This window comes from Pseudomonas sp. AC169, assembly GCF_979258515.1.
Genome location: NZ_OZ409866.1, coordinates 3,817,001 through 3,831,031, shown reverse-complemented (window position 1 = coordinate 3,831,031; position 14,031 = coordinate 3,817,001). Strand labels below are relative to the sequence as shown.

Genomic DNA, 14,031 nt, shown 5'->3' with positions numbered 1-14,031 from the left:
GTGCCGGCTCCAGAAATGCATTCGGCGCTGTGGTCAACAGCGCCGTGTGTGATTACTTGATCAGGCCAACCCGCGAGAAATTCGGCAGGTGACTGAGTTTCGGCTCCGGCCAGCTCATCCAGACCGCGAAGGCCTTGCCGACGATATTCTGGTCGGGAACCATGCCCAGCAGATCCTTGGGAATGTTCGGATCATCCCAGTAGCGACTGTCGTTCGAGTTGTCGCGGTTGTCGCCCATCATGAAGTAGTGCCCGGCCGGCACTGTCCATGTGTGATCTGGCGGCGTGCGGTAGCGGCTCATTTCCTTGCGGATCAGATGCTCGGCGGCGCCCAGTTTCTCTTTGTACAGTTCGGCGCTGCCCAGCGTGCCCGGCTCGGCGCCGACCATCTGCTCGGCAATCGATTCGCCATTCACGAACAGACGCTTGTCAGCGGTATAGCGCACCGTGTCGCCCGGCAGGCCAACCACTCGTTTGATGTAGTTGACGTTCGGATCGCTCGGGTAGCGGAACACCATGACATCGCCACGCTGTGGGTCACCGACTTCGATGATTTTCTTGTCGATCACCGGCAGGCGGATCCCGTAAGAAAACTTGTTCACCAGAATGAAGTCGCCGACGTCCAGGGTCGGTTTCATCGAACCGGACGGGATCTGGAACGGTTCGACGAGGAACGAACGCAGCACCAGCACAATGAACAACACCGGAAAGAACGACTTGCCGTATTCAACCAGCAGCGGCTCTTTGTTGAGTTTCTCGACCACCACGACATCCGGCTGGCTGACACTGCCTTGATAAGAGGCAATGGCAGCACGCCGACGCGGTGCCAGGATCAACAGATCGAGCAACGCCAACAGGCCGCAGACGAACACGGCGATGACCAGCAACAGCGGGAAATTTAGTGACATAGGACCTAACTATCCAACCTGAGCACGGCAAGGAAGGCTTCTTGTGGAATTTCCACGTTGCCGACCTGCTTCATGCGTTTCTTACCGGCCTTTTGCTTCTCGAGCAGTTTCTTCTTACGGCTGACGTCACCACCGTAGCATTTGGCCAATACGTTCTTTCTGAGTGCCTTGACGGTTGTCCGGGCAACGATCTGACCACCAATGGCAGCTTGAATCGCCACGTCGAACATCTGACGAGGAATCAGTTCTTTCATCTTCTCGGTCAACTGGCGACCTTTGTAGTGCGAGTTGTCACGGTGCACGATCAATGCGAGGGCATCGACCTTGTCGCCGTTGATCAGCACATCCAGTTTCACCAGATTAGCCGATTGGTAACGGTCGAAATGGTAATCCAGCGAAGCATAGCCGCGGCTGGTGGATTTGAGACGGTCGAAGAAGTCGAGGACCACTTCGTTCATCGGCAGGTCATAAGTGACTTGCACCTGATTGCCGAGGAACAGCATGTCGACCTGGACGCCACGCTTCTCGATGCACAGGGTGATGACGTTGCCCAAATGCTCCTGCGGCACCAGGATATTGGCCCGCACGATTGGCTCGCGCATGTCTTCGATCGACGACACATCCGGAAGCTTGGATGGGTTGTCGACGTAAATCGTTTCACCGGTTTTCAGCACCAGTTCGAAAATTACCGTTGGCGCGGTGGTGATCAGGTCCAGGTCGTACTCGCGCTCGAGGCGCTCCTGGATGATTTCCATGTGCAGCATGCCGAGGAAGCCGCAACGGAAGCCGAAGCCCAGTGCGTCGGAGCTTTCCGGGGTGTACTGCAGCGACGAGTCGTTGAGGGTCAGCTTCTGCAGCGCTTCTCGGAAATCTTCGAAGTCGTCGGAGCTGACCGGGAACAGACCGGCGTAAACCTGTGGCTGGATGCGTTTGAAGCCGGGCAGCACTTCAACGTCCGGGGTCGAGCTCAGGGTCAGGGTGTCACCGACCGGTGCACCGTGAATGTCCTTGATGCTGGCGATGATGAAGCCCACTTCGCCGGCCTTGAGGTCAGTGGTGGCGGTGTGTTTGGGGTTGAATACACCAACGCTGTCGACCAGATGGATCTTGCCGGTGGACTTGACGAGGATCTTGTCGCCCTTCTTCACGCGGCCATGACGCACGCGCACCAGGGAAACAACGCCCAGGTAGTTGTCGAACCAGGAGTCGATGATCAACGCTTGCAGCGGATCTTCGATGTTGCCGGTCGGCGCAGGAATGGTGTGCACCAGACGCTCGAGCACTTCGTCGACACCCAAGCCGGTTTTGGCGCTGCAAGTAACGGCGTCGGTGGCGTCGATGCCGATGATCTTCTCGATCTCGTCCTTGACGCGATCAGGATCGGCCTGCGGCAGGTCGATCTTGTTCAGCACCGGCATGACCTCAAGGCCCTGCTCGATGGCGGTGTAGCAGTTGGCCACGGACTGGGCTTCAACACCTTGACCGGCGTCGACTACCAGCAAGGCACCTTCACACGCGGCCAGGGAACGGCTGACTTCGTAGGTGAAGTCGACGTGGCCCGGGGTGTCAATGAAGTTCAGCTGGTATTTGATGCCGTCTTTGGCAGTGTAATAGAGGGTAACGCTGTGGGCCTTGATGGTGATCCCGCGTTCACGCTCCAGCTCCATGGAATCCAGTACCTGGGCTTCCATTTCACGCTCGGCCAGGCCGCCGCACATCTGGATGAAACGGTCAGCCAGCGTCGACTTGCCATGGTCAATGTGGGCGATGATGGAGAAATTGCGGATATGACTCAAATCACTCACGGATCAACACTCAAAAAGGCTGCAGGCATGGCCCGCCGAAAAATAGCCGGGAATTGTACCTGATACACGGCGCAAGCGTCACGTTCGCCTGTCATCCGGATTGCATGCAAAAACGCCCCGATCTGTCGACCGGGGCGTTTTCAAGTTTAAAGCGCGGGCAAAAATGCGCGCATCAACCGGCTCTTCGCAGCAGCCAGACACCCGCCAGCGCACAGACTCCGGCCGGCACCAGCACCGCAAACAGCGGCGAGAAACCGAACACCAGGCTCGACGGGCCGAGCAAATCCTGGACGATACGGAAGGTGAACCCCACCAGCACGCCGGTAAACACCCGCTGACCGAGGGTCACCGAGCGCAGCGGGCCGAAGATGAACGAGATCGCCATCAGCACCAGTGCGGCGGTGACCAACGGCTGCAACACCTTGACCCAAAATGCCAGCCAGTAGCGGCCATTGCTCAAACCCTGCTCGGACAGATAGTGGATATAACCCCACAGACCGCTGATCGACAGAGATTCCGGGGCCATGACCACGGTACTGAGCAGTTGCGGGCTCAACGCCACGTCCCATTGCTCGCTCGGGGTATTGACGACTTCCGTACTGCGCTCATGGAACAGCGTGGTGGCAACATCGGTGAGCTGCCACTTGGTGCCGTCGAACTCGGCCTTTTTGGCGAAGCTTGAACTCAGCAGATGGCGCTCTTTATCGAAGTGATAGCGAGTCACGCCATACAACAGGCCATTCGGTTGCACGGCGTTGATGTGGATGAATTCCTCACCCTGACGGTGCCACATACCGTGCTTGGCGCTTTGTGCGTCGCCGCTGCCCTGCGCCAGCGAGCGATTGGCCTGCGCCATGCTTTCGGTCGCCGGAGCGACGTATTCGCCGATCAGCACACCGGCCAGCATCAGCACCAGCATTGGCTTCATGACGGCCCAGACGATTCGGCCGATAGACACGCCCGCGGCGCGCATGACCGTCAGCTCACTGCTGCTGGCCAGACTGCCGAGGCCGATCAGGCAGCCGATCAACGCCGCCATCGGCAGCATTTCGTAGAGTCGGCGTGGCGCGGTCAGCAGAACGAAGCTGAGGACATCGACCAGGGTGTAAGTGTCGCTGACGTCACCCATTTCATCGATGAAGGCAAACAAGGTCGCCAGACCGAGGATGATTGCCAGCACGGCGATGATCGCCATGAACACGCTGCTGCCGATGTAGCGGTCGAGTTTAACCACGGGCCACCTCCAGCGCTGCAGAGCGACGACTGGCCATTTTCAGGCGTAGCGGCTCCCAATAGAGCAGGCCGAGACCGATGACCAGGAAGATCGCGTGCACCCACCACAGGCCGAGGGCCGGCGGGATCTTGCCCTTCTCGAGGGCGCCGCGAGCGGCAATCAGGATGGTCAGGTAAGCCATATAAAGAAGAATCGCCGGCAGCAGCTTGAGGAAGCGCCCTTGGCGCGGATTCACGCGCGACAGCGGCACCGCCATCAGGGTCACGATAAATACCAGCAGCGGCAGGGACAAACGCCATTGCAGTTCGGTTTTGGAGCGGATGTCATCGCTGCCCAGCAGAGACGAAGTCGGCATCGCGTCACGGTCGGTGACTTCCTCGCTAACGTCCGGTTTAGGCAGCAGCACGCCGTAGTTTTCGTAATGAATGGCGCGGTAATCGGCCTGCCCCGGGCTGCCGTCGTAACGATAGCCGTTATCGAGGATCAGGTAGCGATTGCCATCGGGACGCACTTCCTGACGACCCTTTTCAGCCACCAGCACGGAAATCCCGCGATCCTTTTGATCGGCACCGAGGTTTTTCTGCGAAATGAAGACGCTGCCCAGATTGACGCGATCGTCGCTCAGGGTTTCGGTGTAGGTCACCCGAGTACCGTCACGCAAGGCCTGGAAACGCCCTGGTTCGAGGGTATCGAACTCGGTCAGTGCGTCCTGCTTGTTCAGCAGCAACTGAAACTGGTTGGCGCCTTGCGGGGCCAGGCCCAGGCTCAGCCACGCCACGACCAGAGCCACCAGCGTCGCCGGAAACAAGGTCATGCGAAACAGCTTCTGCTGGCTCATGCCGGTAGCCGAAAGCACCGTCATCTCGCTCTCCAGATACAAGCGACCGTACGCAAGCAGGATCCCGAGGAACAGGCCCAGCGGCAGGATCAGCTGCAGGAAACCCGGCAGACGAAAGCCCATGATCAGGAACAGCGAGCCCGGATCGAGCTGGCCGGCAGCGGCCTGAGCGAGGTATTTGATGAAGCGACCGCTCATGATGATGACCAGCAGCACAGCACTCACGGCGCTGAGGGTCAACAGGACTTCGCGGGACAGATAACGGAAGACGATCAAACCAGACACTCCAGGGTTGTCAGGCTAAGGCGGCCAAACAAGCAAACACATCGACCGGCCCGCAACGCAGAGCCGTCGAAAAAAGATGCGGCATTATCCTGTGATTGAGGGCGCCTGTCACTGCGCACACTCATCCATGTCTGTAATCCTTTGCAGATCGTACAACCTAGGGGGCGTTCTCAATTAGTTTTCACACCGCGCCGGGTCTGCTGTTGTGCAGGGCAAGGCGCGAGAAGCGTGGTTTGGTCATTCCAAATAAGCTTCGAGCAACGCAGCCCTGCACAACAGCAGGCCCGGCCCTTCGGGTTGTGCCTTAAAGCCGGCCAGTCTGCGTTGCAGGCCTTGGAAAGGGAACAACCATTCCCAGCGGCCCGCGCCTTGCCTGGCTGGCTTTAAGGCGACAACGCGGTGTGAAAACTAATTGAGAACGCCCCCTAGGGTTGTCAGGTGCGGGGAGCGAGGTTCAAACTGCGGCCCTTGTCGCAGGCTTTGGCCTGCGCCTCTTCTATCTATAAGCAGGCGACTGCGGACACCGTCGAACGCCTGCGTGTTGACCATTCATTCAGGGATCCGGACATGGAACTGGTTGTAAAAAGCGTTAGCCCAGAAACGTTGAAAACCGCCACCCTGGTGGTTGCTGTCGGCGAAGGCCGCAAACTCGGTGTCGCGGCCAAACAGGTCGACGAACTGAGCGGTGGCGCGATCAGCGCCGTCCTCAAGCGTGGCGATCTGGCCGGCAAAATCGGCCAGAGCCTGTTGCTGCACAGCCTGCCGAACCTGAAAGCCGAGCGCGTGCTGCTGGTCGGCGTGGGCAAGGATGAAGAACTGGGCGACCGTCCGTTCCGTAAAATCGTTGCCGGCATCCTCAACACCCTGAAGGGGCTGGGCGGCAGCGACGCCGTGCTGGCGCTGGATGAAGTCATTGTCAAAAACCGTGACAGCTACGGCAAAACCCGTCTGCTGGCGGAAACCCTGATCGATGGCCAATACACCTTCGACCAGTTCAAGAGCCAGAAAGCCGAACCACGCGCCCTGAAAAAAATCACCCTGCTGACCATCAAGGCTGCACAAGCTGAAGTGCAACGCGCGGTGAACCACGCCACCGCAATCGCTAACGGCATGGCGTTCACCCGCGACCTCGGCAACCTGCCGCCGAACATCTGCCACCCGACCTTCCTCGGCGAGCAAGCGAAGAATCTGGGCAAAGAGTTCAAGGATCTGAAAGTCGAAGTCCTCGACGAGAAGAAGATCAAATCCCTGGGCATGGGTTCGTTCTACGCCGTCGGTCAGGGCAGCGAGCAGCCGCCGCGCCTGATCGTCATGCAATACAACGGCGGCAAGAAATCCGAGAAGCCGTACGCACTGGTCGGTAAAGGCATCACCTTCGACACTGGCGGCATCAGCCTGAAACCGGGCGCCGGCATGGACGAAATGAAGTACGACATGGGCGGCGCTGCCTCCGTGTTCGGTACCCTGCGTGCCGTGCTTGAGTTGAAACTGCCGATCAACCTGGTGTGCATCCTCGCCTGCGCCGAGAATATGCCGAGCGGCAACGCCTCGCGCCCGGGCGACATCGTCACCACCATGAGCGGCCAGACCGTGGAAATCCTCAACACCGACGCCGAAGGCCGTCTGGTGCTGTGCGATGCACTGACCTACTCCGAGCGCTTCAAGCCACAAGCGGTGATCGACATCGCCACCCTGACCGGCGCTTGCGTCGTCGCTCTGGGTGCGCACACCTCGGGCCTGCTGGGCAACAACGACGAACTGATCGGCCAACTGCTCAGCGCCGGCAAAGCCGCTGACGACCGCGCCTGGCAACTGCCGCTGTTCGACGAGTACCAGGAGCAACTGGACAGCCCGTTCGCCGACATCGCCAACATCGGCGGGCCGAAAGCCGGCACCATCACCGCCGCGTGCTTCCTGTCGCGCTTCACCAAGAACCTCAACTGGGCGCACCTGGACATCGCGGGCACCGCGTGGACCAGCGGCGGCAAGGACAAGGGCGCCACTGGCCGTCCGGTACCTCTGCTGACCCAGTACCTGCTGGATCGCGCCAAGGCCTGAACCCGCTGACGGGCGGCGTCACTTTCGGGTGACGCCGCTTGCTGCTCTGGAACCGCAATGACCAAAGTCGACTTTTATATCCTGCCCAGCGCCGATCCCTCGGCTCGCCTGGACTTTGCCTGCAAGCTCACCGAGAAAGCCTGGCGCATGGGCCACCGCATCTACCTGCATTGCAGCGACGCGGCTCAGCGTGACGATCTCGATGCGCGCCTGTGGGCATTCAAGGGCGAAACCTTCGTGCCGCATGGCCCGGCCGACAGCGAGCCGGACGGTTTGATTGTGTTGGGATTGGGTGACGACTGCGGTCAGCATCAGGATTTGCTGGTCAATCTCGACCTGAAAGTCCCGGCCTTCGCCAGCAAATTCGCCAGGGTGGCGGAAGTGGTGGTGGAAGATCCGACGATTCGAGCGGCCGCGCGGGAGAGTTTCCGTTTCTACCGCGAACAGGGCTATCCTCTGCAAGATCACCGTTTACAGCGACTCTGAGCATTCCAATGGACACTCCGAAACCGCAGCAAAAGCCAACACACCTGCTGGACGATCTTGAATCGATCCGCCAGTTGCTCGGCGATGACAACCTGCAACCACCGCTGCTGACCGATACGGTCGATGACGGTGAACAGGAACAGATTCCGATGCTGTTCGATTCGGTCGGCAACGAACCGCCAGCCGTCGAACCGCCTCCCGCGCCAGCCCCGGCACCCGCAGCCCAACCGGCGGCACCTGTGAATAAAGGCCCGGACGCCCTGCTCCACCTCGACAGCGAACTGCGCGCCGCCGCGCAATTGATCATGCAAGACGTGATCGACGACTTCGCGCCGCACATCGAAACCGAAATCAAACGCCGTCTCGATGCGCGCATGGAACGGCTGCTGAGTCAGTACGAATAAACGGTGGTGACCTGCGACTCGACTGCACTTGATTGGCAGCCCGGTAACCTTGGTTACTAGATGGTATTACTGCGATGCCAATCCAGTGTTTTGGCATGCCGCGGGGTGGCAACCATTCCATTCCCTCGACTCACAAATTCTTGCGCCCAGTGTTCGGGAACATTGGAATTTACAGACCTGTAAAAATCAAACAGTTCGCTACTGCTTTCGATAATCGACCACTGCCCTTGATGCACCATTGCTATTGGAAATGGCCCCGGACGGGCCACCGCCTCCAGATATCCATTATCTTGTTTGACCTTATCAAACTCATGGCGCCACATATGCGAAACAAAGTTCACCTGCGGGCCATGGCGAATGATGTTCATCGAGATGTTACTGAATGGCCTCGCCGGGTCTAGCTCAGCAACACCATGATTTATCGAGTCAATTACTTGCGCTTCCTCGCTACTTCCCGAACCAGGCACGACACCCTTTCCTGCTCTGATATGAATGATATCGTGCATGTCGTAGTCCCCCGTGTAAGGCGTAACGACTTTAAATTTTACCCAGGCATTAACCAATTCGTTTTCCATGGGGTTTTGCAAGTTGATGCGATAAGAAACATCCTCTTCACTTATGCTGTTGCGTGCATAAAGACCGCGAACACCGCCCCTACCCCACTGCCCCACTCGCCCGACCACCCCAACATTTTCAGCCTGCTTGAGAACCGCCTCGGCTCTCTCACCATAGACCGCCCGCAAAGAAGCTGGCTTTATGGTCTTCTCGAGAATGTTATGCCCTTTGGCAGCCGCGCCTTCGCCCAACGCCTTGATTGTGTAACTTCCGGACTCCCTTACACTCACTGCAACATTGAGTTCTCTTGAAACCTTTTCAAAGGCTGGCATGTGCAAAGGATGGACGAAGGTCTCACCGACCAGCTCCCTCGCTTCTTGCCCTTCCTTGTACAATCCATTGGTATCAGAAAATGTGACCGGGTTATTCCCGACCATGGCGAATAAATTGATCCCGTCCGCTGCTCCAGCCGGATCAGCACCCAACCAGCGCCCCACCACGGCTGATAGTAACGCCAGCCATAGTAGTAAAGTCCGGTCGCATCGCGCTCCTTTGCGCAATACCTGACTGTTTTTAAATTCGCCTCTACTGCACTTCTCGCCACCCACACCGACGTGCCGCCGTATGGGTAATACTCTTCCTGGCTTACAACTTTGCCTTCGTCGTCCACTTCCAGCGCGCTGCAACCTATCAAGTTGTCGTAGCTGTAACGAAACTGGTCGTCAACAGGGTTCCGCGGTCTCGGTTTCTCCCAGTGAAGTATTCGGACCCTGGATTGACCGGGCACGCCCACGCTGATGACCTGCAGATTCTCCGTTATTGTGTCGCCGTCATTCTTTATCCTCAGTTCCAGTGACGGTAGATAAACGACCCGCAGCCCTTGCATGCGACCACTTACTCTCTGCTTGCTGAACTTCAGCAGCCGCTGACTGGCACTGTCATAACGGTAGGTCTCGCAGTCATCCACTGCGCCATCGCGCACTACTGGTGTCACCTTCAGGAGTTCGTTGCGCGAAGTCCACGCAAGCAGTTGTCCGGGCTGTAGCACTTTCTGTTGCCCACTCGCCGTGAACAAGGCCTCCACGTCATCGGGGTCTGTTGCGAGGGAGTGCAAAACACCGCGATTGCTGCGGTTGCTGATCGTAATCCGTGTGGTATGGCTATTGAGGGTGGTCGGCGCACAATGGCGTATCTGAACCAGATTACCTGCCGTATCGTAACTGTATGCACGCGTATAGTTTGTGTACGTGGCGTCGTCGAACCCGCAGGCCAGTAGGGTGCCGCCCTGCCCGTCAGCGTTTGCCATCTCCCGGCCAGTAGCCTTGACCAGTTGATAGATAGTGTCATAGGTATAAGTGTTTTCCGGCACCACCATCTGGTTGCGCCAGAAACGCGCGCGCTGCGAAACGTTACGCTCACCGATTACGTTGCCAACCTGATCATAGGCGAATCTTAAATCCTGCAGCACTTTCGCCCCGGATATGTGCCCGAGCGGTCTCGCAGTCTTGATTCCCGACAGACGCTGCGTTTCCTCCTCGTATGTCCAAACGGTCACTACCCCATTACCATTTTCTTCGCGCAGAATCTGACCAGTCGCCGAATACATCACTGTTTTCACGACAACCTGCTCCGCCCCGTCCTTGAGCGTCAACCAGTTGCCCGCGAGTGCGCCTCCCACGTTGTAAGCGAAGCGCTGCAGGTTACCCGCCGCATCCGCGGACGTAAGCAGCGCTCCCGTTGCATCAGCGACAGTGAGACAGGTGAACGTCTCGGCATCCAGCCATTCATTCCAGGCCATGGGGGCTTCACCTTGCCAATCGACTACTTCGTCCGGGTCATTCGCATCCTTGAAGAAACGACGAGTAATGGAAAGCGGCACGCCTGTCAGCGCTATGCTGTCTGATTGAAGCAGACCCGCCGTATCGTAGTGGCGCACACACTGGCCAGCCACATTCAGGGCCATTTCAGCCTGACTGTTTCCGGCGTACACCCTCCGCTCACTGATCAAAGGAGCGCCTTCGGCCACTTGCTCGGTGATGCTCAGCAGGCGCCCCGGAAGATTGTTTCCCTCGTATTGAAAGGTGCGGCTCACAACCTGACTTCCTCCTGCGCCTTCGCCAGCGTCGGGAATGTTGCTTACCACCATGAAAGGACGACCGGCGGCGTCAGCCAGTGTGACGCTACTGCCATTGTCGCCGCCCTGCTGACTCAAAATGCTGCCAGAGACACTGGTGACATAAGTAAAGTTGGCCAATTGGAGTCCGCTCAAGCGCGGATCAGCGCTCTGCGCCAGAAGGCCACGGGCATCGTATTGATGACGGGTAATCCGTTCACTTGTCACCGTGGGGGAGTCGGGATGACGGTGGTAGCGCAGATCCCGCACCTGAAGGTTACGGGCGTCGAATACTGTGATCGATGGCGTGTTGGCATGAAGTGACATTTTGGGTACGTGCATTCAGTCTGCCTCTCATCAGGAAAGTTGTAGCAGAGAACCCACGCGACTGCCCAAAGAACCCTGACCCCGCTCGCCCTCGGCCCCATGCCCCGCTATACTCGTCGGCTTTTCCTGAATTAATGCCAATAGGGTCCCGCCGCGCATGGATAAGACCTACCAGCCGCACGCCATTGAAACTTCCTGGTACAACACCTGGGAGTCCGAGAACTACTTCGCCCCGCAAGGCGCGGGCGACTCCTACACCATCATGATCCCGCCGCCGAACGTCACCGGCAGCCTGCACATGGGTCACGGTTTCAACAACGCGATCATGGACGCCCTGATCCGTTTCCGCCGCATGCAGGGTCGCAACACCCTGTGGCAGCCGGGCACCGACCACGCCGGTATCGCCACGCAGATGCTGGTGGAGCGTCAACTCGAAGCCCAGGGCCAGAATCGTCACGATCTGGGCCGCGAAAAATTCCTCGAGAAAGTCTGGGAGTGGAAGGATCAGTCCGGCGGCAACATCAGCCGGCAGATCCGTCGTCTCGGCTCGTCCGTTGACTGGAGCCGCGAGCGCTTCACCATGGACGACGGCCTCTCGGAAGCGGTTAAAGAAGCGTTTGTGCGCCTGCACGAAGACGGCCTGATCTACCGCGGCAAGCGTCTGGTCAACTGGGACACCAAGCTGCACACGGCGATTTCCGACCTCGAAGTGGAAAACCACGACGAGAAAGGTTTCCTGTGGAACCTCAAGTACCCGCTGGCCGACGGCGCGAAAACCGCTGATGGCAACGATTTCCTGATCGTCGCGACCACCCGTCCGGAAACCATGCTCGGCGACTCCGCCGTTGCGGTGAACCCGAACGATGAGCGCTACCAGGCCCTCATCGGCAAGTTTGTCGAGCTGCCACTGGTTGGCCGCCGCATTCCGATCATCGCCGACGATTACTGCGATCCTGAATTCGGCACCGGTTGCGTGAAAATCACCCCGGCCCACGATTTCAACGACTACGAAGTCGGCAAGCGCCACAACCTGCCGCTGCTGAACATCTTCGACAAGAACGCCAACGTGCTGCCTGCAGCGCAGGTGTTCAACCTCGACGGTACGCTGAACGACAGCATCGACGGCGCGATTCCGGCTGAGTACGCCGGCCTTGAGCGTTTCGAAGCGCGCAAGCAAATCGTGGCTGCGTTCGACGCCGCCGGCCTGCTGGTCAGCGTCAACGACCACGGCCTGAAAGTACCGAAAGGCGACCGTTCCGGCACCATCATCGAGCCGTGGCTGACCGACCAGTGGTACGTGTCGACCAAACCTTTGGCCGAGCCTGCGATCGCTGCCGTTGAAGACGGTCGCATCCAGTTCGTGCCGAAGCAGTACGAAAACATGTACTTCTCGTGGATGCGCGACATCCAGGACTGGTGCATCAGCCGTCAGCTGTGGTGGGGCCACCGGATTCCGGCCTGGTACGACGAGTCGGGCAAGGTCTACGTCGGTCGCGACGAAGCCGAAGTGCGTGCCAAGCACAACCTTGGCCCGGACGTTGCGCTGCAACAGGACAACGACGTACTCGACACCTGGTTCAGCTCGGGTCTGTGGACCTTCTCCACCCTCGGCTGGCCTGAGCAGACCGAATTCCTGAAAAAATTCCACTCCACCGACGTACTGGTGACGGGCTTCGACATCATTTTCTTCTGGGTTGCCCGGATGATCATGCTGACCATGCACCTGATCAAGAACGAGGATGGCACGCCGCAGGTTCCGTTCAAGACCGTTTACGTGCACGGTCTGGTGCGTGATGGCCAAGGCCAGAAAATGTCCAAGTCCAAGGGCAACGTCCTGGATCCGCTGGACATTATCGACGGTATCGAGCTGGAAGAGTTGGTGCAAAAACGCACCTCCGGCATGATGCAGCCGAAACTGGCGAAAAAAATCGAGAAGCAGACCCGCGACGAGTTCACCGACGGCATCGCCAGCTACGGTACCGACGCCCTGCGCTTCACCTTCTGCTCGCTGGCTTCGACCGGTCGCGACATCAAGTTCGACATGGGCCGCGTCGAAGGCTATCGCAACTTCTGCAACAAGATCTGGAACGCCGCGCGTTATGTTCTGGACAAGGGCGAAGATTGCGGCCAGAACGGCGAAGCCTACGAACTGTCGCTGGCGGATCGCTGGATCATCTCGCAGCTGCAACGCACCGAAGCCGAAGTGACCCGTCAACTCGACCAGTTCCGTTTCGATCTCGCCGCGCAAGCGCTGTACGAGTTCATCTGGAACCAGTACTGCGACTGGTACCTGGAACTGTCCAAGCCTGTGCTGTGGGACGAGAATGCGCCGGTTGAACGTCAGCGCGGCACTCGCCGTACGCTGGTTCGCGTACTGGAAGTGGCGCTGCGTCTGGCGCATCCGTTCATGCCGTTCATCACTGAAGAAATCTGGCAGCGCATCGCGCCGCTGGCCGGTATTCAGGGCAAGACGATCATGCTGCAACCGTGGCCAGTGGCCAACGAGGAGCGCATCGATCCGGCCGCCGAGAACGACATCGAATGGCTCAAGGAACTGATGCTCGGCACGCGCAACATCCGTGGCGAAATGAACATCGGCCCGGGCAAGCCACTGCCGATCTACCTGAAGAACGTCAGCGCTGAAGACCAGCGCCGTCTGACCGAGAACGAAGCGCTGCTGAAGAAGCTGGCGCGTCTGGAATCGATCACCGTTCTGGCGGCTGGCGAAGAAGCCCCGCTGTCCGCGACCGCTCTGGTTGGCGAGATGGAAGTGCTGGTGCCGATGGCCGGTCTGATCGACAAGGGCGCCGAGCTGGCACGTCTGGACAAGGAAATCCTGCGTCTGCAGGGCGAAGTCCAGCGTGTTGGCGGCAAGCTGTCCAACGCCGGTTTCGTCGACAAGGCCCCGGCCGAAGTCATCGAGAAGGAACGCGCCAAACTGGCCGAGGCTGAACAAGCCCTGGCCAAACTGGCCGAGCAGCACGCGCGGATTGCCAGCCTGTAACGGCAAATCGCAATG

General features: G+C 58.9%; 9 protein-coding genes and 2 pseudogenes. 4 read left to right on the top strand and 7 right to left on the bottom strand.

Going from position 1 to position 14,031, the window contains the following annotated elements; all coding sequences use genetic code 11:
* Positions 1-52: 52 nt before the first annotated feature.
* The 4 genes from lepB to lptF form a co-directional block, all read right to left on the bottom strand.
* Entirely contained in the window at positions 53-907 is an 855-nt protein-coding gene (gene lepB / locus ACZZ0G_RS17175) for a signal peptidase I (protein WP_463556922.1), read from the bottom strand.
* A gap of 5 nt (positions 908-912) precedes the next feature.
* Positions 913-2,712 carry a translation elongation factor 4 gene (lepA, locus tag ACZZ0G_RS17170; protein WP_463556921.1) on the bottom strand — a complete coding sequence of 600 codons (1,800 nt, stop codon included), beginning with the start codon at positions 2,710-2,712 and terminating at the stop codon, positions 913-915.
* 172 nt (positions 2,713-2,884) lie between these two features.
* Entirely contained in the window at positions 2,885-3,946 is a 1,062-nt protein-coding gene (gene lptG / locus ACZZ0G_RS17165) for an LPS export ABC transporter permease LptG (RefSeq protein ID WP_034154799.1), read from the bottom strand.
* Complete coding sequence (gene lptF / locus ACZZ0G_RS17160) at positions 3,939-5,060, bottom strand: LPS export ABC transporter permease LptF (protein WP_463556920.1); 1,122 nt, start codon at positions 5,058-5,060, stop codon at positions 3,939-3,941. The genes lptG and lptF overlap by 8 nt, the downstream gene beginning before the upstream one ends.
* A 576-nt stretch (positions 5,061-5,636) precedes the next feature.
* Here lptF and ACZZ0G_RS17155 point away from each other — a divergent pair.
* The 3 genes from ACZZ0G_RS17155 to ACZZ0G_RS17145 are packed head-to-tail and all read left to right on the top strand — an operon-like array spanning position 5,637 to position 8,017.
* Entirely contained in the window at positions 5,637-7,127 is a 1,491-nt protein-coding gene (locus ACZZ0G_RS17155) for a leucyl aminopeptidase (RefSeq protein WP_463556919.1), read from the top strand.
* Positions 7,128-7,184: 57 nt separating this feature from the next.
* Positions 7,185-7,613, top strand: coding sequence for a DNA polymerase III subunit chi (locus ACZZ0G_RS17150; RefSeq protein ID WP_007909049.1), 429 nt, complete (start codon positions 7,185-7,187; stop codon positions 7,611-7,613).
* Positions 7,614-7,621: 8 nt separating this feature from the next.
* A complete protein-coding gene (locus tag ACZZ0G_RS17145) occupies positions 7,622-8,017 on the top strand; it encodes a DNA polymerase III subunit chi (RefSeq protein WP_463556918.1) in 396 nt (131 codons plus the stop codon).
* A gap of 56 nt (positions 8,018-8,073) precedes the next feature.
* On the opposite strand, the gene ACZZ0G_RS17140 is transcribed toward ACZZ0G_RS17145, so the two are convergent.
* The 3 genes and pseudogenes from ACZZ0G_RS17140 to ACZZ0G_RS17130 form a co-directional block, all read right to left on the bottom strand.
* On the bottom strand, positions 8,074-8,904 hold the full coding sequence (locus ACZZ0G_RS17140; protein WP_463558920.1) for a hypothetical protein: 831 nt from the start codon (positions 8,902-8,904) through the stop codon (positions 8,074-8,076).
* Positions 8,905-9,015: 111 nt separating this feature from the next.
* Positions 9,016-9,069 (bottom strand): annotated as a pseudogene (locus tag ACZZ0G_RS17135) (hypothetical protein); the annotation flags it as partial.
* A gap of 548 nt (positions 9,070-9,617) precedes the next feature.
* Positions 9,618-9,878, bottom strand: a pseudogene (locus ACZZ0G_RS17130) (hypothetical protein); the annotation flags it as partial.
* 1,291 nt (positions 9,879-11,169) lie between these two features.
* Here ACZZ0G_RS17130 and ACZZ0G_RS17125 point away from each other — a divergent pair.
* Positions 11,170-14,016, top strand: coding sequence for a valine--tRNA ligase (locus ACZZ0G_RS17125; RefSeq protein ID WP_463556917.1), 2,847 nt, complete (start codon positions 11,170-11,172; stop codon positions 14,014-14,016).
* Positions 14,017-14,031 lie beyond the last annotated feature (15 nt).